This is a genomic window from Hydrogenophaga sp. (assembly GCF_025699295.1).
Classification (GTDB): Bacteria; Pseudomonadota; Gammaproteobacteria; order Burkholderiales; family Burkholderiaceae_C; genus Hydrogenophaga.
On the sequence record NZ_JAILWB010000001.1, the window covers coordinates 1 to 25,185 of the forward strand.

Here is a 25,185-nt window from a genome sequence, read left to right on the forward strand (position 1 = left end):
TTTTGGCCGCAACCCGAAGGGAAGGGGTTGAAAACAGCGCCACTCTTCGTTGCACGCCTAGGCCAGATGCCCAGTCTGGCCGTCGTCGCGCGCCTCGATTGGCGCTGTTTTCAACCCCTTCGCACTGGGAAAAATAGTGTGAACAGGCCCTAGAGCTTCATGCGCAGCAGTCGCTGGAGCGGCTTCCCACGCGGCGAGTGAGGGAACAGCACGCCTGCCAGCTTGCCGGGGTCCAGATTGAAGCTCTCTGCACACGCCGCGACGATGAGCGAATCCAGCGTCAGTGTGGGCCGCAGGTCGCGCCCTTCGAGCAGGTTGCCACTGGCCAGGCCCGGCCAGTCAGCAACGATGCGGCCTCCCTGCACCGCGCCGCCGGCCATCATCGCGACGGCGCCGGTGCCGTGATCGGTCCCGCCGGTGCCATTCGCCGCGACCGTGCGGCCGAACTCGGTGGCCACCAGCACGACGGTTTCAGCCCAGACAGCGCCAAGCCCATCGCGCAGTCCAGCGAGCATGCCGTCCAGGCCCTTGAGTTGAGCCGCCAGGCGCGCATGCTGCCCGCTGTGCGTGTCCCACCCATTGGTCTCGATCATCGCAATCCGTGGACCATCCGGCCGCGCGAGAAAGCCCGCCGCCATGCGGCCCAGTACTGCAGGGTCCTGTCGATTGCCCTCTCCGGCGCTCATGCCACCGGCCATGCCGCGCGCCTCGAGTGCGGAGGACCACAGGGCATGAAGCCTGGCATCGTCGGCGTACAACTGCGCGACCCGCAGGAGCAGATCCTCATTCGCCTTTGGCAGCGCGGAGGGTGCATACGAACTCACTTCGACGGCGCCACGCATTGCCACCGGCACCGAGGGAGAGAAGGCCATGGCCGCCTTGCCCGCTGGGGGCATGGCGCCCAGGAGCCGGTTCAACCAGCCGTCCTTCAGCTGGTAGGGTGCGCTGCCACCGGTTTCAAGAACGTTCTGGCCGTCGAAGTGCGAGCGTTCACGGTAAGGCGAAGCGACGGCGTGAAAGAAGGTCGCATGACCCGCCGCGTACATCTCGCGCATGTTCACCAGCGACGGATGCAGGGCAAAGGTTCCATCGAGCTTCAGCGCGTTTTCGGGGGCAATGGCAAGGCCACCGCGCAGGCTCGCGTAGGCAGGCTCCGCGTAAGGGATGACCGTGTTCAGACCATCGGCTGCGCCGCGCTGGATGATGAAGATGAAACGCCTTTCGGTGCGCGCTTGCGCGAACACCAGACGTGGCACGGCAAGCAGCGCGGTTGCGCCCAGAAAGCTGCGTCGATCGAGGCCCATGCTCATCTCCTGAGAAAGTCCGGGGAAACCAGAAGCAGTGCGAGAGCGGTCGTGCCGCTCTCGGCCCGGGCAATGGCACCGGCCGTGGCCGGACTCAATGCCCCAGGCAGGGCCTTCGGGCCAAGCAGCCGCGCATCGACCCCATTGCCCGCCTGTTCGGCCATCCGCTGTGCGGCTTCCACGCGGCGCAGCAGTGCGTCAGGCGCGGCCCAGGTCCCCTCGATGTCGTCGTACCCGGCTGGAGAACCCGGCCGCCACACTGGCTGCCCCAATTGATTCATCAGATGGATCGCCTGCGTGGCGGGAAGCTCGCGGCGTTCAAGCGCGCGCAGGCTCGAGACCGCCCATTCCCATGGGGCTTTGAACTTCGCGTGGCCGGGCTGCCACGCCTCTGTGGACGCGATCAGCTCGCGGTAGACCGCGGCCAGCTCTCCGTTCGTGCGGGCAAACGTGTCCGACAGGCGCTCCACGAGCGCCGCCGGGGGATCGTCGGCGACGAAGTGGCGTGCAAGCTTGGTCGCGATGTGCCGGGCTGTTTGCGGCGACGTTGCAGCATCGTGAATGATGGCGCGGGCCTGTTGCTCACCGCCCTCTGCGTAGGTGCGTCCCAGCACCGTGCGTGAACCGGGTTCGTGCAAGGCCGGGACAAACCTGAATGTGCCTTGCCCGCCGTCCCGGCTTTCGTCATTGGGCAGCGTCCATCCCGTGAGCGCGCGTGCGAATTCGGTGACGTCTTCCTGCGTGTATCCGCTGCGCACCCCGAGTGTGTGCAGTTCAAGAATCTCCCGAGCCAGGTTTTCGTTGAGCCCGGCGGCGCGTTGCTGGCGGCGCCGGGCCAGCGGACTGCCGGGGCCGGTGGACTGCGCCTGGTCCAGGTACAGCAACATGGCCGGGTGCCGAACGGCCGCCAGGAGCAGATCCTCGAACGTGCCGAGGATATTCGGGCGTATGGCATCCGCCTCAAAGCCCCCCGCGAGTCCGATGACCAGCAGCTTGTCCACCGACACGGCAAAGTGGTTCGCCCAGAAATGAACCAGTCGCTCCATGAATGGCGTGGAAGTCTGGAGAGCACTGTTCATGCGGGCGCCCACGGCGGCCACATAGTCGTCGCGTCCCGCCCGGAGGTAGGCTTCACGGATGCCGCTGCGCTGCCCTTGCGGCGCCTGTCGCGCCTCACGCTGCTGGGTCAGCCACAGGTCAAGCAGCCGGGGCGTTCGCCGCACCGAAGCCCACGGCGCGGGCGCGGCCTCATAGGTGTCGAACTGGGTGAGCAGCCAGCGCCGCGGGTCGGCGGGAATGGCTTCGTCTGGCCGGGCACCGAGGCCGAACCGGTTCAAGGCTATCGCCGGAGCGTGCATACGTTCACCTTGTGACGTCGTGGGTTTCCGCAAGTGCCCAGCCAGTATCCGCGCGTCGAACCTCTGAATTGTGGAAGTTTGATGGAAGTGCGCGCCCAGGGCCGCCGCTGATGGGCGGCCCTGCCCGCGAATCAGTCCGCCGCCGACGCCGCGTGCGGGTTGCCCATGGCCGCGCGCCGCGCCACCTCGCGCTTCGCATACGCCGTGGGCGACAGGCCCGACCACCGGCGAAAGGCGCGGGCGAACACCTTGTCGGACTCGTAGCCCGCGTCCTGCGCCACCTTCGCCAGCGGCTGGTGGCCGGCCTCCAGTTGCTCCGCCGCCAGCGCCATGCGGTGGCCGCCCAGGTAGCCCATGGGCGCGTCACCCACCAGGGTCTTGAAGCGCTCGCTGAAGCGCGAGCGCGACATGGCGGCCTCGCACGCGAGGGCTTCCACGCTCCAGCCGCGCGCGGGTTCGCGGTGCATCGCGGCGATGGCGCGGGCGATGGCGGGGTCGGACAGGCCACGCCACCAGCCGGCCTCGGTGGCGCCGATGGCGCGCAGCAGATGCTCGCGCAGGATGTTGACCAGCAGCAGCTCGCCCATGCGGCTGGCCGAGAGGCGCCAGCCCTGGGGCGAACTCATCGCCCTGCGCGACGACCCGCTGGAGCTGCGCAACCTCTGGGACGACCCGGCCAGCCTGCCGCTGCGGCGCGAACTCATGGAACGGCTGGCGCGCGCCATGCTGTCGGCGGCGGACCAGAGCCCGTATCCGGGGGCTGCGGCGTAGAGAAATCTGCCCGAGGCTTCGGTCACGCGCCGTCGGGCTCCTGCATCCACGCGGGAATGTCTCGCTGGCCATGCAGCACGCGCCACACATCGATGTGGGCCGGGTGCTCGGCGTAGAACACGAGGTATGGGTATCGCGTCAGTGGCCAGACGCGCAGACCTGACAGATTGAGTTCGTGGGCGTAACGCGGGGAGCCAATGGCCGGGTGACGGCCAATGTGAGCGTAGGCCTTCTCCAGCGCGTCGATGAAGCCCGACGCGGCCTGCACGGCCCCCTCACCCAGGTAGTAGGCAATGATCTCGTCAACATCCCGATTGGCTTGCTCACGCGGGATGACTGCCTTGACCTTCATCTCCGGGCGTCGGCTTCGGCGCTCTTGCGCACCCGGTCGCGCAGGCCTGCGAAGTAGCGGGCATCGGCTGGCGCTGCCGGGCTTGACGCCACGCCTGCCATCAGCAAGCCACGCAATTGCAGGCGATCCTGATCCTTGCGGATCAACTCGCGCACGTACTCGCTGCTGGTGCCGTAGCCACGCTGGCTGACCTGTTCATCCACAAAGGACTTCAGGGTGTCGGGGAGAGAGATGTTCATCGTGCTCATGGGGCAAGCGTAGGCAATTTGGCAAAATTTGGCAAGATCCGTATTGCACCACACCGAAAAAGTCCCCCGCCCCACCCAGCCGGGCCCGTCGAAGACCAGGGCCTGTTCACACTATTTTTCCAAGATGCGTTGCGGATCAAGAAGGCCATGCGCAAGGCGCGAAACGCAGCCGGGCCGGTGGCCCGGCGAGGCTTCGCAACGCCGCGCATGGCCTTTTTGGCCGCAACCCCTTCGCACTGGGAAAAATAGTGTGAACAGGCCCTACACCAGCGAACGCAACCAGGCCGCGCAGTCCTGCGAGGCCTGCACCGGCCAGTGCACGGTGAGGGTGGTGTCGCCGCGGCGCACTTCCACGCGGATGTCCTGGCCGCCCGCCGGGGTCTGGCCGAACAGGCGCGCCCAGAAGCCCGGACTTCGTGCGGCACGCGCGGGTGCCATGGCTGCGGCCAGCGGTGCGGGTTCGTGGCGCACGGTGGTGGGCGGTGCCACAGCGGGTGCGGATGAGCCGGCGGCCGGCGTCGCAACGGCAGCTTCCGCCGCCACCGCGAGGGGCTCCACCACCGCCGCACCCGTGCCCGCCAGGCGCGCCGCCGCGTTCACGCCGAACTCGTCCCACATGCGGTCGGCCTTGGTCTTCATCACGCCCAGGCCGAAGGTGCCCATGCGGCCGAGCACGTCCACCTTGACCTTCACGCGCAGTTCGGTACCGCCGCCCTCGCGTTCGGCCAGCCACATCTCGCTGGCCTGCTTGAGCGAACTGGCCACCGAGGCATCCTCGCCCGTGCCCTCGGCGCGCAGGTAGCGCGGCTCGTCGCGTTCGGCGATGCGCGTCTTGAGTTTGAAGCGCGCGCTGATGAAGGCGATCTTCACCTTCATCACGGCGACGTACTCGTCCTCGCTGATGACGTCGATGGATTCCATGCCGGGCACGCAGGCGCCCATGGCGTTCGGGTCGAGCAGCAGGGCCCAGACGCGCGCGGGGGGCGCGTCGAGCAACAGGGTCTTTTCAATTTCCACGCATCTTCTCCGCGGCGTTCAAGATGGATTCGACGATCTGGGTGTAGCCGGTGCAGCGGCAGAGGTTGCCGTTGAGGCCGTGGCGCACCTCGTCTTCGCTGGGCGACGGGTTGTTCGCCAGCATCGCGCACGAGGTCATGAGGAAGCCCGGCGTGCAGTAGCCGCACTGCAGGCCGCCGCACTGCATGAAGCTTTCCTGCAGCGGGTGCAGCTGTTCGCCCTGCGCCAGGCCTTCCACGGTGGTGATGGCGCGCCCCTGCGCCTGCACGGCCAGGCTCAGGCAGGACTTGACGACCTGGCCATCGACCAGCACCGAGCAGGCGCCGCAGATGCCGGTTTCGCAACCGCGCTTGGTGCCGGTGAGGTGCAGGTCGTCGCGCAGGAAGTCGGACAGCAGGCGCCGCGCGGGCACGGTGGCCTGCACAGCCTCGCCGTTGACGGTGAGTTCGATGGGATGCTGGCTCATGGCTTATTCCTCGGGCAGGCCGAACAGGCCGGCGATGTTGCGCTGCGCGACCACACGCACCATGGCGCGGCGGAAGTCGGCGTCGCCGCGCGCGTCGGACACGGGGTCAATGTCGGCCGCGGCGATGGCCGCAGCCTCGGCCGCCACCTCGGGCGTGATGGTCTTGCCGGCCAGAAAGGCCTCGGCGCGCGGCAGGCGCACGGGGATCGGGGTGGAGGCGCCGACGGCGATGCGCGCCTCGGTGCAGACAGCGCCCTGGCGCCGCGCCACCAGCGCCACGCTGACCAGTGGCCGGTGCTCGGCCGCGGTGCGCAGGAATCGCGCGTACCGGCCCGTCGCGTCGGCAGCCATCGCGGGCACGCGGATCTCGCTCAGCAGTTCGTCGGGCTCCAGCGCGGTCGTGTAGTAGTCGACGAGAAAGTCCGGCATGGCCAGCACCCGCTCGCCGCGTGCGCTGCTCAGCACCACCTGCGCGTCCAGCGCCAGCAGGCAGCCCGGCGGGTCGGTGGAAGGGTCGGCGTAGCAGAGGTTGCCGCCGATCGTGCCCTGGTTGCGCACCTGCGGGTTGGCCACGCGCGATGCCATGCTGGCCAGCATGGGCCAGCGTTCGCGCACCAGGGGCGATGCAGCCACTTCGGCATGCGGCGTGAGCGCGCCAATGCGCAGGCCACCCTGCGCGTCCAGCGCGATGCCGCGCAGGTGCTGCAGGCGGCCCAGCGACACCAGGTGCGTGGGCGTGAGCATGCGCTGTCGCATGCCCAGCAGCAGCGCCGTGCCGCCGGCGATCACGCGGCACTCGTCGCCCAGGTCGGCCAGCATGCGGCTGGCTTCGGTCACGCTGGCGGGTTCGAGGAAATCGAAATCAAGCACGCGCGGGCTCCTTCAAGGCTTGCAAGCCCGCCAGCACTTTCTGCGGCGTGATCGGCAGGTCGGTGATGCGCACGCCGACCGCGTCGTACACGGCGTTGGCGATCGCCGGTGCGCCCGGCAGGATGGCGGTCTCGCTCGCGCCTTTGGCACCGTGCGGGCCGTTGGGTTCGTTCGACTCGACCAGCCCGCCGCGCAGCATGGGCACGGCATCGGCGGTGGGCATGTTGTAGTCGGCGAAGTTGCCGTTCATGATCCGGCCGCCTTCGAGCTGCAGCTGCTCGTAGAGCGTCCAGCCCATGGCCTGCACGGTCGCGCCGTTGGTCTGTCCGTGGATGGCCAGCGGATTGAGCGCCTTGCCGCAGTCGTCGCTGACGAAGCTGTCGATCACCGTGACCTGGCCGGTCTGCGTGTCCACCTCGACCTCGACCGCCTGCGCGGCGAAGGAATAGGCCGGCGCGATGTTGCCGTAGACCTGGTCGTCGTGCATCCGGGTCTTTGCATCCCAGCTGCCCAGCACCTGGATGCCCTCGCCGCCGTGGCGCCAGATGTGCTGGCGCGCCACCTCGGCCAGCGTGCGGCGCTGCTGCGGCTGCTCGCGCAGGTGGATGAAGCCGTCGGCCAACACGAGCTGGTCGGCTGGGGCGTCCAGCATCTGCGCGGCCACGGCGAAGAGCTTGTCGCGCGCGGCGTGCGCGGCCACGATGGCGGCGTTGCCCGCGGCCATGGTCACGCGCGAGGCCAGCGAGCCGATGCAGAAGGGTGCGGCGTCGGTGTCGGGCGCCATCACCTGCACGTGCGCCAGAGGCAGCTGCAGTTCGTGCGCAACGATCTGGCTGAGCATGGTCATCGCGCCCTGCCCCATGTCGCCTTCGCTGCAATGCACCATCAGGCGGCCGTCCTCGTTGACCTTGATCATCACGGTGGAGCCGTCCCAGTTTCCGATGGTGCGGTTGCCGCTCACGTGCATGGCCGCGGCCATGCCCACGCCGCGCCGGCGCACGCCGGTCTGCGGCGTGCGCGCGCGCTTGGTGGCCCAACCGATCGCTTCGGTGCACTGGGCGATGCACTCCAGCAGGCCGGTGCTGCCGACCTCCCAGCCGTGCACCGAGGTCTCGCCGCGCCCGATGGCGTTGCGTTGGTGGATCTCCACCGGATCCAGGCCCAGCTGTTCGGCCATGGTGTGGATGTGGCTGTTGAGCGCGAACAGCATCTGCGTGCCGCCGAAGCCACGGAACGCGCCGTGGGGAGGCGTGTGCGTGTAGGCCATGACGGCGTGCGAGCGCACGTTCTTCAGGCGGTGCATGTTGTCGCTGCGCATGGCGCTGACGTGCATGACCTCGGGCGAGAGGCCGCAGTAGGCGCCGCAGTCGGCGACGATGCGCACGTCCTTGGCCACGATCAGGCCGTCGCGCGACATGCCCAGCCTGAGCGTGATGCGCTCGGGCACGCTGGAGCACGCGGCCTGGAAGTCTTCCAGGCGGTTGTTGACCAGGCGCACCGGGCGGCCGGTTTTCAGGGCGAGCAATCCGGCAACGAGCTGGTTGTCGTCCTCGATGATCTTGCCGCCGAAGCCACCGCCCACGGTGGCCGCGAGCACGCGCACGCGCGAGACCGGCAGCTCCAGCACGGCGGCCAGGCGCGCGCGCGCCAGGAACACCGACTGCGTCGACGTCCAGACCTGCAGGCGCCCGTCCGCGTCGATCGACGCCACCGTGGCCATGGGCTCCAGGTAACCGGGGTACTGGGCGTGCGTGGTGTAGGTGGCCTCGTGAACCAGGTCGGCCTGCGCGAAGCCCTCCTCCACGCTGCCGCGCTCGAAACGGATCTCGTGCGCCACGTTGCCGCGGCCCGGGTGCACGCCGGGTGCGGCGGCGTCCAGCGCCTCCTCTGGGGTGAGGATGGCGGGCAGCTCTTCGTACTCGACCTCGATCAGGTCCAGCGCGTCGCGCGCGATCTCGTCCGAGGTGGCGGCCACGGCCGCCACCTCTTCACCGGCGAAGCGCACCACGCCGTCGGCCAGGATGGGCCGCTCCTTGTGGTGCACGCCCCAGCGCGTGGCCGGCGCATCGGCGCTGGTGAGCACCGCCTTGACACCGGGCAGCGCGCGCGCGGCGGCGGTGTCGATGCGCACGATGCGCGCATGCGGGTACGGGCTGCGCAGGATCTTGCCGTGCAGCATGCCGGCGAGCTGGATGTCGCCGGCGTACAGCGCGCGGCCGAGCACCTTGGCGCGCGCGTTGACCTGCGGCGTGTCCCGCCCGAGGGTGGATTCGCTCATGACCGTCAGTCCGCCGTGATGCCGAGCTCTTTGATCAGCTTGCCCATCACCTGGTACTCCGATGCGTTGGTCTTGCCCAGCACATCGGGGGCACCGCCGGCCGGCAATGCGCCGAAGGTGGCCATTTTCTCGATCACGTCGGGCATCTTCAGGATTTCATTGAGGTGGCCATTGAGCAGCTTCACCACCTCGGGTGGTGTGCCCTTGGGCGCGAAGAAGCCGTTCCAGGCGCCAACCACCACGTCCTTGTAGCCCTGCTCGACCAGCGTCGGCACGTTGGGTGCCAGTACGGAGCGCTGCGCGTCGCCGATGGCCAGCGGGATCAACCTGCCCTGTGCAAAGTACTGCGTGACGGGCCCGAGCGTGACCCAGGCAGTGTCCACATGTCCAGCGACCACGTCGTTCACCGATGGGCCAACGCCCCGGTAGGGCACGTGCATGATCTTCGCGCCGGCCGAGCGGTTCAGCCACTCGGCCACCACGTGCATGGGCGATCCGGCACCTGGGCTGGCGTAGGTCAGGGCCTTGCCGCCCTTGGCCGCAGCCACCAGGGCTGGTACGGTCTTCACACCTGCACTGGGATGCGCCACCAGCACCAGCGGCTGCGTGGCGGTCTTGATGATGGGCTCGAAGCCGTTCAGCACGTCGTAGCTGGCCGAAGGCGAGAGCTTGAGCACGAAAGGCGCCGTGGTGAACGGGTTGGGCGTGAACAGCAGCGTGTAGCCGTCCGCCTGGGCGCGACCTACGTACGTGTTACCCACCGTGCCACCGGCACCGGGCTTGTTCTCGATGATCACCGTCTGCTTCAGGCGCTGTGAGAGCTTGTCGGCAAACATGCGCGCCATGGCATCGGTGTCGCCACCCGGCGGGTAGCCCACCACCACACTGATCGGGCGCTCGGGATAGGTCTGGGCGGCCGCGGCTCCCGCGAACAAGGCCGTGCTGGCCAGGGCGGCGGCCATCCACTGTCGACGATCCAATTTCATCTTGCACTCCTGTGACGCTGATTCATGCCAGTTGTCGGGTCCGGTCCGGTCGGCGGTCCGGTGCCGGTCTTGTTTCATATCGGAAACCTATGTTCACAATAGAGACAGATGCATGGTAGATCGGTGTCGTTGATCGATCAACAACGAAAACCCGAGATCTAACACTTTGTTGCAATTTAATTGACTGATCAACGACGGTTTGGCGCCAGGGCGATGCGCAAGACCCCGGTGAGCCGCCAGAATCCCGCCATGCGACACGAACTGAGAGACCACACGCCACTCACCCCGCCCGCGCCACCAGAAGACGGGGCCTGCCCCTGGGCCGACCTGCCGCCCGATGGCGACGCGCTGGCGGTGCACGATTTCCTGACCACCCTGTTCAGCCACACCAGCAACGCGCTGCGCCGCGCGATCACCCTGCCCTACGCGGAACGCTACGAGCTGTCGGTGTCGGAGTGGCGCATCCTCTCGGTGCTCGCGCACGCCGGCACCCTGCCCTTTGCCGATCTGGTGGAGCAGGCGGCGGCCGACAAGGCGCAGGTCAGCCGCACGCTGCGCCTGCTGGACGAGCGCGGGCTGGTGGTGGTCGAAACGCCGGACACAGGCACGAAAAGCCGCAAGGGCCTGGTCTGCCGGATGACGGCCAAGGGCCAGGCGCTGTACGAACAGGTGATGCCCGAGGCGCGGCGCAGCCAGGCGGCGATGATCCTCACGCTCAGCCGCGAGGAACGCAGCACCCTGTACACCGTGCTGGGCAAGCTGCGGCGCCAGTGCGAGGCCGCTGCCGGGAGCTGAAAACCCAGGCGCCGGTGTCGCGCCTCAGATGTCGAGCACGAGCCGCGCGCTCTTGCAGCCCGAGACGCAGACCATCATGGCCTTGTTGGCCGCGCGCTCGGCGTCGGTGAGCACCATGTCGCGGTGGTCGGGCTCGCCTTCGAGCACCTTGGTCTCGCACGAGCCGCAGATGCCTTCCTCGCAGCTGAATGGCACGTCGGCCTTGATCTCGATCAGGCGCCTGTGCAGCGTGGTGTCGGGCGTGACCTCGAAGGTCTGGCCGCTGCGGCGCAGCTCGACCGTGAAGCTGGTCTTCGCATCGTCCGAGGCCGCCACTTCCACCGCGGTGAAGCGTTCGATGTGGGCGTGGCTGTGGCCCAGTGCGGCGCAGGTCTTCTCGAAGCTGTCGAGCATCACCGCCGGGCCGCAGGCGTAGTAGTGCTCGCTGGCTGCGGGCTCGCGCCGGCCCAGCAGGGCTCGGAGGTCGGGCGGTCCGCCCTGCTCATCGTCGAAGTGCCAGGTGACGGGCACGCCCAGGGCCTCGATCTCGGCCACGAAGGCCGCGCTCTTGCGCGAACGCGCGAAGTACAGGAATTCGAAGCTCTTGCCGAGGTCCTTGAGGCGCCGCGCCATGCACAGCACGGGCGTGACGCCGATGCCACCGGCCACCAGCACCGAGTGCGTGGCGTCCTCGTGCAGCGCAAAGAGGTTGCGCGGCACGCTGATGGTGATGCGCATGCCCACGCGCAGTTGCTCGTGCACGCAGCGCGAGCCGCCGCGGCTGGCGCGGTCTTTCAGCACGCCCACCACGTAGCGGTGGCGCTCCTGGCTGTTGTTGCACAACGAGTAGCTGCGCACCATACCGTTGGGCAGGTGCAGGTCGATGTGGGAGCCGGCCGCGAACGCGGGAAACACGACGTCCGGTGCCGGCCGCAGGTCCACGCTGATGATGTCGTCGGCCTCGTACCGCAGCGTGTGGACCCAGGCCTGCAAGGTGGTGATCGTGCTCATCCGGATGATTCTCACACGGCCTTGTCGAGCTGGGCCTTGGCCAGGTTGCGCAGGTGGCGGCGCAGCCTGACGATGCCCATGTCGTGCGCGTACAGGTGCTCGCGCTTGTTGGCGTCGGGCTCCATGTTCTCCACCGCCACGCGGTCCTGCTCGAGCACGTTCCAGTGGCGCTCTTCCAGGCGGTTCTTGTACAGGAAGCGCCAGGTGTCGCGCTGCCAGCCGCTCACGCGGCGGCAGCGCCAGTGGAACACGCCCGAGCTGCGGTTGCTGATGGGCGTGTAGCTGCCGATGATGGTGAAGTTGCCGCCGGGGCCGCCGGTCTTGGGGTACGGGATCTCCAGGCGCATCCAGTGAATGCCCAGGTCCAGCCACTCGGTCCAGTCGAAGTTGACGCCGCGCTGGCCCTTCTTCTCGAAGCAGAAGCCGTTGGGGATGTCGCGGATCTGGAACTCGGCCTGGCTGTCGCCCTCGCTCATGGTGTGCGACTGCTTGTGCAGGTACACGCCGTGCATCGGGTCCATCACGTTGTCCACCACGTAGCGGTAGTCGCCGCCCCACTCGGTGTAGCAGAGGAAGTGCGACCACTCGGGCGAGGTGAGTTCCTCCGGCAGTTGCAGTGCGGGCGCCTCGTCCAGGATGGGGTTGCTGGCGTTGTAGAGAAAGATGGCGCCGGCGGCTTCGGCGGCGTGGAACATGCGCGCGGGGCGCGAGCCTTCGAGCTTGCAGCCCGGGCTGCCGGGCACGCGGGTGACGGTGCCGTCGCAGCGCACTTCAACGCCGTGGTACGGGCAGGCCAGGCGGTCGCCCAGGTTCACGCCCAGCGACAGTGGCGCGCCGCGGTGCGGGCAGTGGTCTTCCAGTGCGTGCACCTGGCCGGTCTGGTCGCGCCAGATGGCGATCTTGTAGCCCAGGCGGCGGATCGAGATCGGGCTGTCCTTGACGAAGCCGGACGGGCAGACCGGGAACCACAGGTCCTTGAGGCCGACTTCGAGGACGGCGTCGACCGGGTCGAGCTGGACATTGATGACAGAGGTATCCATGGACGTTTCTCCTGGCGGATGGGCTTGGGGATCGCTCGGTGGCGCTCAGGCGCCGAGGCGGGCCATTTCCTGCTGGAAGGACGCGGCCGTCCAGCGCTGGCCGTTGGGACCGGAGGGACCCGCGTCATTGAGGTAGTTCACCAGGCCTTCCAGGTCGTGGATGCCCTGGGCGTAGGCGCGCTCGATCGAGTCGCCCAGCAGACCCTCGTAATTGGTCGGCGGCGCGGTGCGCGCCTGGTGGGTTTCGTTGTACAGGTCAGGGGTGCGCATGGCATGTCTCCTTCGGTGTCATTCCGTGGGGGGCTTGGGCTTGTCGGTCATGAACTTGCCGCTGGGCGCGGGCGCGTTCACCTGGCGGCGGGTGTTGCCGTCGATGCCGCCCTTGATGGCCCATTCGGCAAACACGGTCGGGCCGGGCGTGAATTCGCGCGGCTGCCAGTCGGCGGTGAGTTCGTCCTCGTCGGTGTAGTACTCCACCAGGGCGCCGGCCGGGCTCTCGAAGTACCAGAAGATGGCCGAGGAGATCGGGTGGCGGCCCGGGCCGAGTTCGGTGCTCCAGCCGCAGCGCGACATGTGCATGCCGCCGCCGAACACCTCGTGCACGTCGCGCACGGCGAAGGCCACGTGGTTCAGGCCCTTGCGCGGCTCGGGCGGTTGCAGCAGGAACAGGTCGTGGTGGCCGCCTTCGGGTGCACAGCGCAGGAACAGGCCGCGCTCGGGGTAGCGGTCGGAGACGGCGAAGTCCAGCAGCTCGGTGTAGAACGCGCCGGTGGCCTTCAGGTTGGTCACGAAGAACACCACGTGGCCGACCTCGATCGGCGTGGCGCGGTCGTAGGCCGGGCTGCGCTGGTTCACGCGCAGGCGTTCGCTCCAGGTGTTGGTGCGTGCGCAATCGATCGCCACCGGGCGCTTTTTCGTGAGTTGCAGGCGGATCGCCAGGCCATTGGGGTCGGTGCAGCCGACGCGGCCGTCGGCCTCCACGAAACCGGGCCGGTCCTTGAGGCGGCTGCGGTAGCGCGCCAGGCTCTCGGCTGTGTCCACGCCCCAGACCACCTCGCGCAGCGTCGGGTCAGGCTCGACGCCGGCGGGCAGGCCGGGCGTGTCGGAATGGGCCACCACCACGCGGCAGCCGTTGAGCGATTCGAACACCAGTTCCTGCGGCGCTTCTTCCACCAGCGCGAGGCCCCAGTCGAGGAAGAACTGGCGGCAGCGCATCAGGTCGGTGGCGCCGAAGGTGATCTGGTCAATGCCCAATACGCTCATCTGTCGTCCTTGAAGTGCCTGCCCGCTGCGACGGATCAGACGTTTCTTTAGTAAATCCTTGTTTCTTACTTGAAACAGTTTGGATTCTACCGACAAATGCCAAGCATGGGAAGTGGCTTCGCAGAGTAATTTGCTCGGTCTTGTGCCCTGGAGCGCTCGCGGCGCCCGCTCACCCCGACGCCTGTTCAGGCCATGGTTTGCCGGCCGCTGTCGGTGGACAGCCCCTCGGGCCGGTGCACCGGCATGTCCCAGCCGCGCTGCCGGTTCGTCTCGGCCGAGATGTCGATGCGCGGCGCGTGCGTGGTGACGCTGCCGAAGATGGTGGCGAACGAGGCGTCGGCGGCGTCGCGGCCGGTGCCGATGCGCACGAAGCCCATGGGAATGGCCGTGCCCGAGGGATCGAAGATGTACCAGCGGTGGCCGACGTAGGCCTCCACATAGGCGTGGAAATCGGTCGGGCCCAGGGCCGGGTCGGCGCCGAAGTCGATCGCGGTGGTGAAGCGCGCGGGAATGTTGAGCGCGCGACAGAACGCGATCATGAGGTGAGCGAAATCGCGGCACACGCCCTTGTGGTCGTTGAGCGTGTCCAGCGCCGAGGTCATGGAGTTGCTGGTGTTGGACTCGAATTTGACCTGGCTCTGCACCCACTGCTGTATCGCCTGCACGCGGCGGTAGCCCTGCGGCAAATGGCCAAACAGGTTGTTGGCCATGGCGGTCACGCAGTCGGACTGGCAGTAGCGGCTGGGATAGATGTAGGCCAGGGCGTCGGGTGGCAACTGGGCCACCGGCGTCTCGAACACGCTGTCGGGCGACGCCACGTGGTGTTCGATGTCCAGCGTGGCGCGGTAGCGCAGCGTCAGCGAGCCGGGGCTGGCCGTCAGGCGCAGGGTGCGTGTGCGCGTGGCGGGGTCGGTGTGCATCACCAGCGGCACGGGCTGGCTCACCTGCAGTTCCTCCCACACCACGGTCTGCTGCGGCGACTGCGCGGCCTGCACGTTGAAGATGAAATCGGCGCCGGGCGGCTGGATTTCGTACTGGAGATCGATCGCGAGATGAAGGTGGACCATGCAGGGATCATGGGGGCAAACAGCAACCGCGGGTAGACGTATGCTGCAAGACCATGCGCGCGCTGCTGAACACCTTCTCCTGGCAGGAACTGCGGCACCACCCCTGGCGCAACGCCTCGGCGGTGGTGGCCGTCATGCTGGGCGTGGCGCTGGCGTTTGCCGTGCACCTGATCAACGCATCCGCCCTGGCCGAGTTCTCCAGCGCGGTGAGTGCGGTTAACGGCGAGCCCGACGTGGAACTGCGCGCGCGCCAGGGCGCGCTAGACGACCGCCTGCTGGCGCAGGTGGCCGCGCACCCCGGCGTGGCGCTGGCCAGCCCGGTGCTGGAGCAGCCGCTGCGGCTGGCCGCGCCCGACGGCACGCCCGTGGCCGCGAAGCTGCTGGGCGTGGACGCGCTGGTGGTCGCCGGCCTCTCGCCGGCCCTCATGCCGGTGGCCGATCAAGCCCCCGCAGGCGAACCGGGCACGCGGCGCTTCGACCTGTTCGCGCCGGACGCGGTCTTCCTCAACGCGGCGGCGCAGCAGCTGTTCGCGAACCAGACGGCGCTGCCGCTGCCGGCGGGCCTGGCGCTGCCCGCACTGCGCATCGCCGGGCGGGTGAACGCCCCGGGCGCGCCGCTGCTGGTGATGGACGTGGCCGCCGCGCAGGCGCTCACGCAGCGCGTGGGCGAGCTCAGCCGCATCGACCTGCGCCTGGCGCCCGGTGCGCGCGCCGACGAGGTGCTGGCCGCGCTGCAGTTGCCGCCGAACGTGATCGCGCAACGGCCCGAACAGGCCGGCGAGCGCGTGAGCAACCTCTCGCGCGCGTACCGGGTCAACCTCACGGTGCTGGCGCTGGTGGCCCTGTTCACCGGGGCCTTCCTGGTGTTCTCTGTGCTGTCGCTCTCGGTGGCGCGGCGCCAGCCGCAGTTCGCCATGCTGGGCGTGCTGGGCCTCTCGGCCCGAGAACGGCTGCGGCTGGTGCTGGCCGAGTCCGCCCTGCTCGGCCTGCTGGGCAGCGTGATCGGCATCGCGCTGGGCACGGCGCTGGCCGCGCTGGCGCTGCGCCTGCTCGGTGGCGACCTGGGCGGGGGTTATTTCCCGGGGGTCGCGCCACCGCTGCTGTGGAGCCCGCTGGCGGCGGCGGTGTACCTGCTGCTGGGCGTGGCCGCGGCGCTGGTGGGCGGCTGGTGGCCGGCGCGCGCCACCGCGCGCATGGCGCCGGCCCTGGCGCTCAAGGGCCTGGGCGCGCCCACGCCGAGTGGCGCGCGCCGCCACACGCTGGCGCTGGGCCTGGTGGTGCTGGCCGGCGTGCTGGCCTGGGCGCCGCCGGTGATGGGCATCCCGCTGGCGGCCTATGTGTCGGTCGGCCTGCTGCTGGTGGGCGGCATCGCGGCGCTGCCGCTGGCCGTGGGCGCGCTGCTGGACCGCATCGCGCCGCACATCGCGCGCCACGCCCTGCCGGTGCTCGCGGTGGAGCGCGCGCGCCGCCTGCGCGAGACCGCCGCCGTGGCCACCAGCGGTGTGGTGGCCAGCCTGGCGCTGTCGGTCGCGCTCACGGTAATGGTGGCGAGCTTTCGCGACTCGGTCACGCAATGGCTCGACGCGGTGCTGCCCGCGCAACTGTATGTGCGCAGCGCGGGTGGCGTGGGTGACACGAACCACCTGCCGCCGGACTTCGTGGCGGCGGTTGCGCGCGTCGACGGCGTGGCCCGCGTCGACACGCTGCGCGCCACGCCGGTGCAGCTGGACCCCGCGCGGCCCGCCGTGGCTCTGCTCTCGCGCCCGCTGGTGACCGCGCCCGGGCGCGCGCTGGGCCTGCCGCTGGTGGGCAACCCCCTGCCCGTTCCCGACGGCACGCAGGCGGTGCCGGTGTACGTGAGCGAGGCCATGGTGGACCTGTACGGCGCGCGCGCCGGCACCTGGCTGCCCGATCTGGCCCAGGCCTTTGCAGGCCCGCAGGCGCGCGGCGTGCGCTTCTTCGTCGCCGGCGTGTGGCGCGACTACGCGCGCCAGCACGGCAGCGTGGTGATGGACCGCGCCGACTTCGTGCGCCTGACCGGCGACGAGCGCGTGAACGACCTCGCGCTGCACCTGGACGACACCGCCGACGAGAACGCGGTGCGCGAGCGCATCCGCGCGCTGGCCGCGCAGCACGGTGCAGGTGACCGGATCGAATTCGCCTCGGTCGGCCAGATCCGCGCCACCTCGCTGCGCATTTTCGACCGCAGCTTCGCCGTCACCGTGTGGCTGCAGGCGGTGGCCATCGGCATCGGCCTGTTCGGCGTGGCCGCCAGCTTCAGCGCGCAGGTGCTGGCACGCCGGCGCGAGTTCGGCCTGCTGGCGCACCTGGGCCTCACGCGCGGGCAGATCCTGGGCGTGGTCGCACTCGAAGGCCTGGCCTGGACGCTGCTCGGCGCGCTCGCCGGCCTCGCGCTCGGCCTGGCCGTGAGCCTGGTGCTGGTGCACGTGGTCAACCCGCAAAGCTTCCACTGGACCATGGACCTGGTGCTGCCCTGGGCACGGCTGCTCGCGCTGTGCGCCGCCGTGGTGGTGGCCGGCACACTCACCGCCTGGCTGGCCGGCCAGGCGGCGGCTGGCCGCGACGCGGTGCGGGCGGTGAAGGAGGACTGGTGAACCGGTTGCGCCGTCTTCTGCTTGCCTCGGCGGGTGCGCTGGCGCTGCCACACGCCCGCGCCCAGCACCGCCCCGGCTATGCCCTCCAGCCGCGCCCGCTCGTGTTCCCGCGCGACCACGGCACACACAACGAGACGCGCACCGAGTGGTGGTACCTCACCGGCCATGCGACGAACGCGCAGGGTCGCGCGTTCGGCTTCCAGGTCACCTTCTTCCGCAGCCGTGTGGACGGCACGCAGGACTTGCAGAGCCGGCTGGCGGCGAAGCAGCTGCTGTTCGCGCACGCGGCCATCACCGACGTACAGGGCGGCCGGCTGCTGCACGACCAGCGCATCGCGCGCTGGAACGGCGAGCCCCCGGCGCAAGCCGAGCGCGGCGTGTTCGCCAGTGCCGAAGACACGCACGTGGTGCTGCGCGACTGGTCGCTGCGGCGCGCGCCCGACGGCAGCTACGCCGCGCGCGTCAACGGTGACGAACTGCGCATCGAGCTGAGCGCCGTGCCGCAGCAAGCCTGGCTGCTGCAGGGCGAGGACGGTTTCTCGCGCAAGGGGCCCGACCCCGCGCAGGCCAGCTTCTACGTGAGCCAGCCGCAACTGGCCGTGCGCGGCACGCTGGGCGTCAAGGGCGAGCAGTTCCAGGTGAATGGCATGGCCTGGCTGGACCACGAATGGAGCGAGGCCCTGCTGCACCCCGAAGCCGTGGGCTGGGACTGGATCGGCATGAACCTGTTCGACGGCCACTGCGTGACCGCCTTCCAGCTGCGCCGCAAGGACGGCAGCAAGGTCTGGGCCGGCGGCTCCTTCCGCGCCGCAGGCAGCGCGCAAAGCCCGACCGACATCTACCGCTTCCGCCCGGGCGAGGTCGACTTCAAGCCTCAGCGCTGGTGGACCAGCCCGCTCACGCGCGCGCGCTACCCGGTGGAGTGGTTGATCCGCACGCCGGCCGATTTCTACACCGTCAAGGCCGTCATCGACCCGCAGGAACTCGACAGCCGCGCGAGCACCGGCACGGTGTACTGGGAAGGCCTGTCCGACCTGTTCGACAGCAACGGCAAGGCCGTGGGGCGTGGTTACCTGGAGATGACGGGCTACGCGCAGCGGCTGGTGCTGTAAGCGCCGCTGGCGGGGTTCAGCGCTCGCTGAACGCGAGCTGCGCGCCCAGGCCGGCGAAGGCGCCCGAGAAGCCGCGGCGCAGCCAGTCCTGCACGCGCGGCGAGTCGATGACCGCGCGGCGGAACGCATGGGCCAGCAGGCCGTAGACCACGAACACGCCAAAGGTCATGGCCATGAACACGCCACTGAGCAGCAGCAACTGCCCCAGCGGCGCGGCCGCGGCCGGGTCGACGAACTGCGGCAGAAAAGCCAGGAAGAAGATGGTGAGCTTGGGGTTCAGGATGTTGAGCAGGAAAGCCTTGAGCATGAGGCTCGGCGCGCTGCGCTGCGCGCCACCTTCCTGCACCACGAAGGCCGAACGGTCGCGCCAGGTGGCCACCGCGAGGTACAGCAGATAGGCCACGCCCGCGTACTTCAGCAACTGGAACGCCAGCGCGCTGGTGTGCATGACGGCGGCCAGGCCCAGCACCGTGGCCAGCAGGTGGGGCACGATGCCCAGCGTGCAGCCTAGCGAGGCGAACAGACTGGCCCGGCGCCCCTGCACCAATCCCGCGGAGACGGTGAAGACCACACCCGTGCCGGGAATGAGCACGACGATCAGCGAGGTGATCAGGAATTCGAAGGTGATCATGGCGGTTGCTCCTGTGAAGGACCGCCATGGTGCCACAGGCGCTTCAGCGTTGCGCGTCCACCTGCCACTCGCGGAAGAAGCGGATGCGTTCCCCGTGGTCCGGGTGGCTGGCGATGGCGATGGGCAGTGAGGCGCCGCGCGCGCCATCGTCGCTGTCGTCGCCACGGCCCTGCGCGGGTTTGGGCCCCCCTTCGCCGTCTTCCCCGTCTTCCTTCAGCATTCGCTCGAAGAAGACGACCATGGCCGATGGCGGGATGCCGCTGGCGTGCAGCAGCCGCGCGGCATGCGCGTCGGCGCGGCGTTCGGCGTCGCGCGAATAGGCCTGGGTGGCCAGGGTGGCGGGCACGGTGGCAAGGAAACCGCTGGCGTCGCCGAGCACCACGCCCACCAGTGCGCTGATGAGGCTGGCGCGCACCATCAGGTCGAGGCCGTCGCGGTGTTCCACATGGCCGAGTTCGTGCGCGAGCACGCCCACGATGGCATCGGGCTGGTCGTGCAGCAGTTCCACCAGTTCGTCGGTCATGACGATGAAGCCGCCCGGCAGGGCGAAGGCGTTGGCACCGAGCACGGGCGAGGCGTGGAACGCCAGTTCCCAGTGCGGCGCGTCCCCCTGCGGGTAGGCGCGTTCCACCAGCGCGGTGAAGCGCTGGCGCAGATCCTCCTGCTGTTTCTGCGGCAGCTCGCTCGGGCCGAGGAACAGGCGGTCCAGCTGCCGCAGGCTCTGCTGGCCGATGCGGGTGTCCAGCGAGTCAGGCACCTGGTGCGCCAGCGTCTGGCTCAGCCAGGGCACGCCCCAGACCCAGGCTGCCGCGAGGAACACCACCGAACCGGCCATGGCCACGAGCGTGGCGCGCCAGCTCTGCATCCAGCCCACCACGGCGCCCTCGCGCTGGCCGCTGGCCCGCCACCAGGCGTCCCACCCGGCGGCGTCGGCGTGCTGGATCAGGCCACCATCGGGCAGCTCGGTCTGGCGCTGCCCGTGGGTGCGGCGCTCGGGCCAGCGCACACGCGCCAGCGGGTAGCGCCGCTGCTCGCCGTCGGCGGCGTGCAGCAACAGCTCGGCGCCTTCGATGCGCAGCGTGACCGCCCTGGCCCTGGGCGAACGGCCATCGAACCAGTGCGTCTCGATCGGGCCGGCGCCGTCCATCAAAGCCCCATGTCCATGCCGAAGAAGTCGCCGGCGGCATCGCCCAGCACGCCCTTGTTCGACTGTTGCGCGCGCGAGAGCCATTGGTCCACCGGGCCTTGGACTTCCAGCGACAAGGCCTCGAGCTTCACGCGCGCGGCGCGCACCTTGGCAAACGGCCAGTAGAGGCCGAGCGTGACGATGATGAGCAGCCAGTTGACCAGGGTGACGCGGAACAGGTCGCGAAAGCGCAGCGCGCTGGCGAAGGCGATCTTCGGGCTCTGCGTGCCGCTCCACGACAGGTTCTGCAGGCGCGCGCCGAAGTACGGCATGGTGACCAGCGGCAGCAGCAGGTAGGCCAGACCCGCGCCCGTGGCCAGCAGCACGATGCCGAGCACGCCGGGGCGCACCGCGCCACTGAGCACCGCGCGCACGCCGCTCTGGCCACCCATCACGAGGAAAAACAGCGCGAACAGCAGCGCCGCCGCGATTACGCCCACCAGCAGGCTGACCAGGCCGGTCTTGAGGAACAGCAGGTAGAAGCGGCCATTGCCCACGCGCAGCTGCGTGCGCTCCTGCGCGAACGCGTAGCCGCCGTGCTGGTAGCGCTTGATGCGTGCCAGCAGCCAGGGCAGCAGCACGATGAACGCCAGCACAGTGACGCCAATGATCTGCATGCCGCGCTGCGCCTCATCGGGCGCCATCTGCTCGCCCTCCTGCACCGCGGGCAGGAACAGCACGAAGGCCAGCGCGGGCAGGAAGAACGGCAGCAGGCTCAGGTAGGCCGACAACAGATCGCCCTGGAAAGACAGGCGCACACCGCGCCAGCTGGTGTTGCGCAGGCGGAACTGCAGCGAGGCGCGCCAGAGCGCGGGCCACAGCAGCATGAACACCACGACGGCCAGCCAGGCCATGGCGGGCAGGAAGTTCGACACAGCCCAGTAGCCCACGCCCAGCAGGAGGATCAGCAGGTAGCCGCGGAACATCTTCCAGGGGTCGGCGTGAAAGCCCAGCGGGTCGCCACCGACCAGCGTGTTGTTCTGGAAGTAGGCGATGCGCCGCGCGCGCGCGAAGGGCACATAGAGCGTGAAGGTCACCAGCGTGAGCAGCAGGTTGACGATCCAGATGCGGAAGTACTCGCTGCCCGAACCGGTGAAGCGGATGTCGAGCGTCTGCCGTGCTTGCTGCGCGGGCGCATCCACCAGCGCCTCGGTGGGCGCGAAATCGTCCTGTTGTGCCATCCCCATCCCTCTTGAAGTTGAAAATTTTGGGCGCATCCTAGCATTGCCCTGCGCGGCGCACCGGCCACCGCCCGCCCGCCATCCCGAAACCCGGCACACTCTCGCCCATGGCCTCCTCCACCCCTTCAGACCGATCCCCGGCTTCCTCCCCCACATCGCTCGGCGGCCTGCTGCCGTTCATGCGGCCCTACCGCACGCAGATCGGACTGGCCGCGCTGTTCCTGGTGCTCGCGGCGGTCGCCACGCTGCTGTTTCCGGTGGCGCTGCGCGGCCTGATCGACAGCGGCCTGGTGGCCGACGACCGCAGCGCGCAGGCCATGGGCTTGCGTGGCCACTTCCTCGAACTGTTCGCCGTGGCCGTGGCGCTGGGCCTGTTCTCGGCCGCGCGCTTCTACCTGGTGAGCTGGCTGGGCGAGCGCATCACGGCCGACCTGCGCAACGCGGTCTATAGCCATGTGCTGCGGCAGAGCCCGCAGTTCTTCGAGACCACGCAGACCGGCGAGGTGCTCTCGCGCCTGACCACCGACACCACGCTGGTGCAGACCGTGGTGGGTTCGTCGCTCTCCATGGGCCTGCGCAACGGCGTGATGGGGCTGGGCGCGCTGATCATGCTGGTGTGGACCAACCCTTACGTGATGCTGCAGGTGCTGCTGATCATCCTGCTGGTGGTGCTGCCCAGCATGTGGTTCGGGCGGCGGGTGCGCAAGCTCTCACGCGCCAGCCAGGACCGCGTGGCCGATTCCAGCGCGATCGCGGCCGAGGTGCTCAACGCCATTCCCATCGTGCAGAGCTACACCGCCGAAGACCGCGAGGCACGGCGCTTCGGTGATTCGACCGAGAGCGCCTTCCACACCGCCATCCGCCGCTCCAGGGCGCGCGCCGGCATGGTCGCCTTCATCATCATCAGCACCGCCGCGCTGCTGCTCTGGGGCCTGTACCAGGGCACGCAGGCGGTGCTGGCGGGCACGATCACGCCCGGGCATCTGGGGCAGACGGTCGTGTACATCATCATCCTGGCGGGCGCGGTGGCGGTGCTGGGCGAGGTGTACGGCGACCTGCTGCGCGCCGCGGGCGCCAGCGAACGGCTGATGGAACTGCTGGCGAGCGCATCACCCGTGCAGTCGCCCGCGCAGCCGCTGCAGGCACCAGCGCCGCAGGGCGGCAGCGCGCTGGTGTTCGACGACATCAGCTTCCACTACCCCTCACGCCCTGCGCAGCCCGCGCTCAGCGGCTTCACGCTGGACGTGCAACCCGGGCAGACGGTGGCACTGGTGGGCCCCAGCGGCGCGGGCAAGACCACCGTGTTCGGCCTGCTGCTGCGCTATTACGACCCGGCCATCGGCACGATCCGCCTGGACGGCGTGCCGATCCATCAGATGAGCCTGCACGACCTGCGCAACCGCATCGGCATCGTGCCGCAGGACCCGGTGATCTTCTCCAGCAGCGCGATGGAAAACATCCGCTACGGCAAACCCGATGCCAGCGACGACGAGGTGCGCGCCGCCGCCACCGCTGCATTCGCCGAGGAGTTCATCCACAAGCTGCCCGAAGGCTACGACACCTTCCTGGGTGAACGCGGCGTGCGGCTCTCGGGCGGACAGCGCCAGCGCATCGCGATCGCGCGCGCCATGCTGAAGAACCCGCCGCTGCTGCTGCTCGACGAAGCCACCAGCGCGCTGGACGCACAGAGCGAGCGCATGGTTCAGGCGGCGCTGGAATCGGCCATGAAGGACCGCACAACGCTGGTGATCGCGCACCGCCTGGCCACGGTGCAACAGGCCGACCGCATCGTGGTACTCGACCACGGCCGCCTGGTGGAACAGGGCACGCACGCCGAGCTGATCGCCCAGGGCGGCATCTACGCCGGGCTGGCGGCGCTGCAGTTCCAGGCCTGAGCCAGGGAGTCTCTTGGAAAACCTCGACGACTTCATCGCCTTCCTGCGCGTGGCGGAGGCAGGCGGATTTTCTGCGGCCGAACGCACGACAGGCATACCCAAGTCGCGGCTCAGCCGGCGAGTTGCCGAACTTGAACAGAAGCTGGGTGTGCGCCTTGCGCAGCGCTCATCACACGCCTTTCACCTCACCGATGTCGGAGAACAGGTCTATCGGCACGCGCGAGCCATCGCGGACGAGGCGGAGGCGGTGCAGGTGACGGTCAGCGAAACGCAGGTCGAGCCACGCGGCCTGATTCGCGTGAGCTCGTCCTTGCTCACGGGAGAACGCTTCCTGGCCCGCTGGCTGAGCGAGTTCATGGTCCTTCATCCGAAGGTACGCATATCGCTCGATCTCTCAAATCATTTCGTCGATCTTCTGGCTGAACGCTTCGATCTGGCCATCCGCGTCTCTGGTACGCCCCTCGCGGCCGCAGATGTTGTGGCCCGCCAGATCAGCACAGGAAAAATGGTACTGGTCGCGAGCCCGGAAATTCTGGCGCGGCACGGCGTTCCCAGGTCGCCCATCGATCTGGAACGCTTCCCGCTCGTGGCACAAGGCAATGCCGAGAATGTCCGCCCCTGGATGTTCCGGGAATCCGATGGACGCGATCTGACCTATTTTCCCCAGCCGCGGTTCGTCAGCGACAACCTGATCGCCGTGCGCGAAGCAGCACTCGCCGGCGTGGGGGTTGCTCAGATGCCGCTCGAAGCATGCGACGAAGCGCTGCGCCACGGATCGTTGAGCGAACTGTTGCCCCAGCACGCACCTGCGGCCTCGACGGTGTATGCGATCTACCCCAGCCGGCGCGGGGTGACTTCAGCGGTTCGAACCTTGATCGCGTTCCTGGAGGACAGGTTTCAGTCAATGGGTTGAGGGCGTTCCATTTCTGGAACTGCCCATCGCGTTTCTGACGCCTACCCGTTCGGCAGGCACGTGGCTATCGTTCCCCTCCTGATCAAACACGAAAGGGAAACGATCATGAAACTGTCTGGAAAGGTCGCGGTGGTCACCGGCGGGTCGCGGGGCATTGGCGCCGCCATCGCGCGCAAGCTCGCCACGGAAGGCGCCCACGCCGCCATCTTTTGTCGCAGCAATGGAGCGGCGGCTGAATCAACGGTGCGAGCCATCCGGGAAGCGGGCGGCACAGCAAGCCTTGTCCTGGTGGACGTGGCAGATGAGGTTGCGGTTCGATCCGCCATGCGCGACGTCGCCTCGACGTTCGGACGCATCGATGTGCTGGTGAACAACGCCGGCATTTTTGAATCAGCCCCCTTAGGGCAAATCAGCCGACAGTCTTTTCAGGACCAGTTCTCCACAAACGCATGGAGCGTGCTTGCGACCACCCAAGCCGCGCTCGATCACTTTCCTTCAACTGGCGGCGCCATCGTCAACGTCTCCAGCAGTCTCGCAGTCCGGCCCGAGCCAGAAGCAGTGGCCTACTCTGCCAGCAAGGCTGCCGTGGACAGCTTGACACTCGGCTGTGCGATCGAACTGGGTGCGCGCAGCATTCGCGTCAACGCCGTGGCACCAGCGATCACGCGCACAGACATGACGGCGGACATTCCAACCCAACAATTGCAGGACGAAGTGCGCCTTACTCCGCTTGGTCGACTGGCTGAACCGGACGACATCGCCGATGTGGTCGCCTTCCTGTGCTCGAACGACGCACGCTGGATCACGGGGCGAAGCATTCTGGTGGACGGTGGCAGGGTCTAGCGAA

General features: G+C 68.8%; 25 protein-coding genes. 7 read left to right on the forward strand and 18 right to left on the reverse strand.

From position 1 onward, the window contains the following. Positions 1-149: 149 nt before the first annotated feature. The 3 genes from K5880_RS00005 to K5880_RS00015 all read right to left on the reverse strand — a co-directional run bounded on the left by K5880_RS00005 (position 150) and on the right by K5880_RS00015 (position 3,249). Positions 150-1,310, reverse strand: a complete 1,161-nt coding sequence (locus K5880_RS00005; protein ID WP_297646991.1) for a DUF1501 domain-containing protein — start codon at positions 1,308-1,310, stop codon at positions 150-152. Further along, the gene (locus K5880_RS00010; protein WP_297646994.1) at positions 1,307-2,662 is read right to left on the reverse strand and encodes a DUF1800 domain-containing protein; all 1,356 of its coding nucleotides are present in this window, start codon (positions 2,660-2,662) and stop codon (positions 1,307-1,309) included. The genes K5880_RS00005 and K5880_RS00010 overlap by 4 nt, the downstream gene beginning before the upstream one ends. A 131-nt stretch (positions 2,663-2,793) precedes the next feature. After that, positions 2,794-3,249 (reverse strand): AraC family transcriptional regulator, encoded by a 456-nt coding sequence (locus K5880_RS00015; protein ID WP_297646996.1) that lies wholly within the window; start codon positions 3,247-3,249, stop codon positions 2,794-2,796. On the opposite strand from K5880_RS00015, the gene K5880_RS00020 reads away from it, so the two are divergent. Next, complete coding sequence (locus K5880_RS00020; RefSeq protein WP_297646999.1) at positions 3,248-3,433, forward strand: hypothetical protein; 186 nt, start codon at positions 3,248-3,250, stop codon at positions 3,431-3,433. The genes K5880_RS00015 and K5880_RS00020 overlap by 2 nt on opposite strands. A gap of 22 nt (positions 3,434-3,455) precedes the next feature. On the opposite strand, the gene K5880_RS00025 is transcribed toward K5880_RS00020, so the two are convergent. The 7 genes from K5880_RS00025 to K5880_RS00055 all read right to left on the reverse strand — a co-directional run bounded on the left by K5880_RS00025 (position 3,456) and on the right by K5880_RS00055 (position 9,650). Then, positions 3,456-3,785: a type II toxin-antitoxin system RelE/ParE family toxin gene (locus K5880_RS00025; protein WP_297647001.1), complete on the reverse strand. Its 330-nt coding sequence runs from the start codon at positions 3,783-3,785 to the stop codon at positions 3,456-3,458. Continuing rightward, a complete protein-coding gene (locus tag K5880_RS00030; protein ID WP_297647004.1) occupies positions 3,782-4,033 on the reverse strand; it encodes a type II toxin-antitoxin system ParD family antitoxin in 252 nt (83 codons plus the stop codon). The genes K5880_RS00025 and K5880_RS00030 overlap by 4 nt, the downstream gene beginning before the upstream one ends. A gap of 261 nt (positions 4,034-4,294) precedes the next feature. Then, on the reverse strand, positions 4,295-5,050 hold the full coding sequence (locus K5880_RS00035) for an SRPBCC family protein (RefSeq protein WP_297647006.1): 756 nt from the start codon (positions 5,048-5,050) through the stop codon (positions 4,295-4,297). Next, a complete protein-coding gene (locus K5880_RS00040) occupies positions 5,040-5,516 on the reverse strand; it encodes a (2Fe-2S)-binding protein (protein WP_297647008.1) in 477 nt (158 codons plus the stop codon). The genes K5880_RS00035 and K5880_RS00040 overlap by 11 nt, the downstream gene beginning before the upstream one ends. A gap of 3 nt (positions 5,517-5,519) precedes the next feature. Further along, the gene (locus K5880_RS00045; protein ID WP_297647010.1) at positions 5,520-6,386 is read right to left on the reverse strand and encodes a xanthine dehydrogenase family protein subunit M; all 867 of its coding nucleotides are present in this window, start codon (positions 6,384-6,386) and stop codon (positions 5,520-5,522) included. Continuing rightward, on the reverse strand, positions 6,379-8,664 hold the full coding sequence (locus K5880_RS00050) for a xanthine dehydrogenase family protein molybdopterin-binding subunit (RefSeq protein ID WP_297647012.1): 2,286 nt from the start codon (positions 8,662-8,664) through the stop codon (positions 6,379-6,381). The genes K5880_RS00045 and K5880_RS00050 overlap by 8 nt, the downstream gene beginning before the upstream one ends. Before the next feature lie 5 nt (positions 8,665-8,669). Then, positions 8,670-9,650, reverse strand: coding sequence for a tripartite tricarboxylate transporter substrate binding protein (locus K5880_RS00055; protein WP_297647015.1), 981 nt, complete (start codon positions 9,648-9,650; stop codon positions 8,670-8,672). A gap of 249 nt (positions 9,651-9,899) precedes the next feature. On the opposite strand from K5880_RS00055, the gene K5880_RS00060 reads away from it, so the two are divergent. Beyond that, entirely contained in the window at positions 9,900-10,445 is a 546-nt protein-coding gene (locus K5880_RS00060) for a MarR family winged helix-turn-helix transcriptional regulator (RefSeq protein ID WP_297647018.1), read from the forward strand. 24 nt (positions 10,446-10,469) lie between these two features. On the opposite strand, the gene K5880_RS00065 is transcribed toward K5880_RS00060, so the two are convergent. The 5 genes from K5880_RS00065 to K5880_RS00085 all read right to left on the reverse strand — a co-directional run bounded on the left by K5880_RS00065 (position 10,470) and on the right by K5880_RS00085 (position 14,805). After that, a complete protein-coding gene (locus K5880_RS00065; RefSeq protein WP_297647020.1) occupies positions 10,470-11,435 on the reverse strand; it encodes a PDR/VanB family oxidoreductase in 966 nt (321 codons plus the stop codon). Between the two features lie 11 nt (positions 11,436-11,446). Next, positions 11,447-12,475, reverse strand: coding sequence for an aromatic ring-hydroxylating dioxygenase subunit alpha (locus K5880_RS00070; RefSeq protein ID WP_297647022.1), 1,029 nt, complete (start codon positions 12,473-12,475; stop codon positions 11,447-11,449). A 45-nt stretch (positions 12,476-12,520) separates the two neighbouring features. Beyond that, positions 12,521-12,745, reverse strand: a complete 225-nt coding sequence (locus tag K5880_RS00075; RefSeq protein ID WP_297647025.1) for a recombinase-like helix-turn-helix domain-containing protein — start codon at positions 12,743-12,745, stop codon at positions 12,521-12,523. Between the two features lie 18 nt (positions 12,746-12,763). Beyond that, positions 12,764-13,738: a VOC family protein gene (locus K5880_RS00080; protein WP_297647028.1), complete on the reverse strand. Its 975-nt coding sequence runs from the start codon at positions 13,736-13,738 to the stop codon at positions 12,764-12,766. A gap of 185 nt (positions 13,739-13,923) precedes the next feature. Then, positions 13,924-14,805, reverse strand: a complete 882-nt coding sequence (locus tag K5880_RS00085; protein WP_297647031.1) for a transglutaminase family protein — start codon at positions 14,803-14,805, stop codon at positions 13,924-13,926. A 53-nt stretch (positions 14,806-14,858) separates the two neighbouring features. Here K5880_RS00085 and K5880_RS00090 point away from each other — a divergent pair, with 53 nt between their 5' ends. Together K5880_RS00090 and K5880_RS00095 are read left to right on the forward strand one after the other, a co-directional pair. Further along, a complete protein-coding gene (locus tag K5880_RS00090) occupies positions 14,859-17,420 on the forward strand; it encodes an ABC transporter permease (protein WP_297647033.1) in 2,562 nt (853 codons plus the stop codon). A 38-nt stretch (positions 17,421-17,458) separates the two neighbouring features. Further along, positions 17,459-18,532 carry a carotenoid 1,2-hydratase gene (locus tag K5880_RS00095; protein ID WP_297647764.1) on the forward strand — a complete coding sequence of 358 codons (1,074 nt, stop codon included), beginning with the start codon at positions 17,459-17,461 and terminating at the stop codon, positions 18,530-18,532. 16 nt (positions 18,533-18,548) lie between these two features. Here K5880_RS00095 and K5880_RS00100 read toward each other — a convergent pair whose 3' ends face one another. The 3 genes from K5880_RS00100 to K5880_RS00110 are packed head-to-tail and all read right to left on the reverse strand — an operon-like array spanning position 18,549 to position 21,530. Continuing rightward, positions 18,549-19,163 (reverse strand): LysE family translocator, encoded by a 615-nt coding sequence (locus K5880_RS00100; protein ID WP_297647036.1) that lies wholly within the window; start codon positions 19,161-19,163, stop codon positions 18,549-18,551. 43 nt (positions 19,164-19,206) lie between these two features. Continuing rightward, positions 19,207-20,310: a M48 family metallopeptidase gene (locus tag K5880_RS00105; protein WP_297647038.1), complete on the reverse strand. Its 1,104-nt coding sequence runs from the start codon at positions 20,308-20,310 to the stop codon at positions 19,207-19,209. Further along, the gene (locus K5880_RS00110) at positions 20,310-21,530 is read right to left on the reverse strand and encodes a YjgN family protein (protein ID WP_297647041.1); all 1,221 of its coding nucleotides are present in this window, start codon (positions 21,528-21,530) and stop codon (positions 20,310-20,312) included. The genes K5880_RS00105 and K5880_RS00110 overlap by 1 nt, the downstream gene beginning before the upstream one ends. Before the next feature lie 107 nt (positions 21,531-21,637). On the opposite strand from K5880_RS00110, the gene K5880_RS00115 reads away from it, so the two are divergent. The 3 genes from K5880_RS00115 (at position 21,638) to K5880_RS00125 (ending at position 25,181) form a co-directional block, all read left to right on the forward strand. Continuing rightward, positions 21,638-23,425, forward strand: a complete 1,788-nt coding sequence (locus tag K5880_RS00115; RefSeq protein ID WP_297647044.1) for an ABC transporter transmembrane domain-containing protein — start codon at positions 21,638-21,640, stop codon at positions 23,423-23,425. Positions 23,426-23,438: 13 nt separating this feature from the next. After that, positions 23,439-24,338, forward strand: coding sequence for a LysR substrate-binding domain-containing protein (locus K5880_RS00120; RefSeq protein WP_297647046.1), 900 nt, complete (start codon positions 23,439-23,441; stop codon positions 24,336-24,338). A 105-nt stretch (positions 24,339-24,443) separates the two neighbouring features. Further along, complete coding sequence (locus K5880_RS00125; protein ID WP_297647049.1) at positions 24,444-25,181, forward strand: glucose 1-dehydrogenase; 738 nt, start codon at positions 24,444-24,446, stop codon at positions 25,179-25,181. Positions 25,182-25,185: the final 4 nt, after the last annotated feature.

What these genes read in the sequence shown, in the direction of transcription:
- K5880_RS00005 (WP_297646991.1), bottom strand. Translation starts at nt 1,310, where the DNA reads ATGAGCATGGGCCTCGATCGACGCAGCTTTCTGGGCGCAACCGCGCTG.
- K5880_RS00075 (WP_297647025.1), bottom strand. Translation starts at nt 12,745, where the DNA reads ATGCGCACCCCTGACCTGTACAACGAAACCCACCAGGCGCGCACCGCG.
- K5880_RS00020 (WP_297646999.1), top strand. Translation starts at nt 3,248, where the DNA reads ATGCGGCTGGCCGAGAGGCGCCAGCCCTGGGGCGAACTCATCGCCCTG.
- K5880_RS00070 (WP_297647022.1), bottom strand. Translation starts at nt 12,475, where the DNA reads ATGGATACCTCTGTCATCAATGTCCAGCTCGACCCGGTCGACGCCGTC.
- K5880_RS00100 (WP_297647036.1), bottom strand. Translation starts at nt 19,163, where the DNA reads ATGATCACCTTCGAATTCCTGATCACCTCGCTGATCGTCGTGCTCATT.
- K5880_RS00025 (WP_297647001.1), bottom strand. Translation starts at nt 3,785, where the DNA reads ATGAAGGTCAAGGCAGTCATCCCGCGTGAGCAAGCCAATCGGGATGTT.
- K5880_RS00115 (WP_297647044.1), top strand. Translation starts at nt 21,638, where the DNA reads ATGGCCTCCTCCACCCCTTCAGACCGATCCCCGGCTTCCTCCCCCACA.
- K5880_RS00105 (WP_297647038.1), bottom strand. Translation starts at nt 20,310, where the DNA reads ATGGACGGCGCCGGCCCGATCGAGACGCACTGGTTCGATGGCCGTTCG.
- K5880_RS00050 (WP_297647012.1), bottom strand. Translation starts at nt 8,664, where the DNA reads ATGAGCGAATCCACCCTCGGGCGGGACACGCCGCAGGTCAACGCGCGC.
- K5880_RS00015 (WP_297646996.1), bottom strand. Translation starts at nt 3,249, where the DNA reads ATGGGCGAGCTGCTGCTGGTCAACATCCTGCGCGAGCATCTGCTGCGC.
- K5880_RS00085 (WP_297647031.1), bottom strand. Translation starts at nt 14,805, where the DNA reads ATGGTCCACCTTCATCTCGCGATCGATCTCCAGTACGAAATCCAGCCG.
- K5880_RS00090 (WP_297647033.1), top strand. Translation starts at nt 14,859, where the DNA reads ATGCGCGCGCTGCTGAACACCTTCTCCTGGCAGGAACTGCGGCACCAC.
- K5880_RS00010 (WP_297646994.1), bottom strand. Translation starts at nt 2,662, where the DNA reads ATGCACGCTCCGGCGATAGCCTTGAACCGGTTCGGCCTCGGTGCCCGG.
- K5880_RS00055 (WP_297647015.1), bottom strand. Translation starts at nt 9,650, where the DNA reads ATGAAATTGGATCGTCGACAGTGGATGGCCGCCGCCCTGGCCAGCACG.
- K5880_RS00080 (WP_297647028.1), bottom strand. Translation starts at nt 13,738, where the DNA reads ATGAGCGTATTGGGCATTGACCAGATCACCTTCGGCGCCACCGACCTG.
- K5880_RS00110 (WP_297647041.1), bottom strand. Translation starts at nt 21,530, where the DNA reads ATGGCACAACAGGACGATTTCGCGCCCACCGAGGCGCTGGTGGATGCG.
- K5880_RS00040 (WP_297647008.1), bottom strand. Translation starts at nt 5,516, where the DNA reads ATGAGCCAGCATCCCATCGAACTCACCGTCAACGGCGAGGCTGTGCAG.
- K5880_RS00060 (WP_297647018.1), top strand. Translation starts at nt 9,900, where the DNA reads ATGCGACACGAACTGAGAGACCACACGCCACTCACCCCGCCCGCGCCA.
- K5880_RS00065 (WP_297647020.1), bottom strand. Translation starts at nt 11,435, where the DNA reads ATGAGCACGATCACCACCTTGCAGGCCTGGGTCCACACGCTGCGGTAC.
- K5880_RS00125 (WP_297647049.1), top strand. Translation starts at nt 24,444, where the DNA reads ATGAAACTGTCTGGAAAGGTCGCGGTGGTCACCGGCGGGTCGCGGGGC.
- K5880_RS00030 (WP_297647004.1), bottom strand. Translation starts at nt 4,033, where the DNA reads ATGAGCACGATGAACATCTCTCTCCCCGACACCCTGAAGTCCTTTGTG.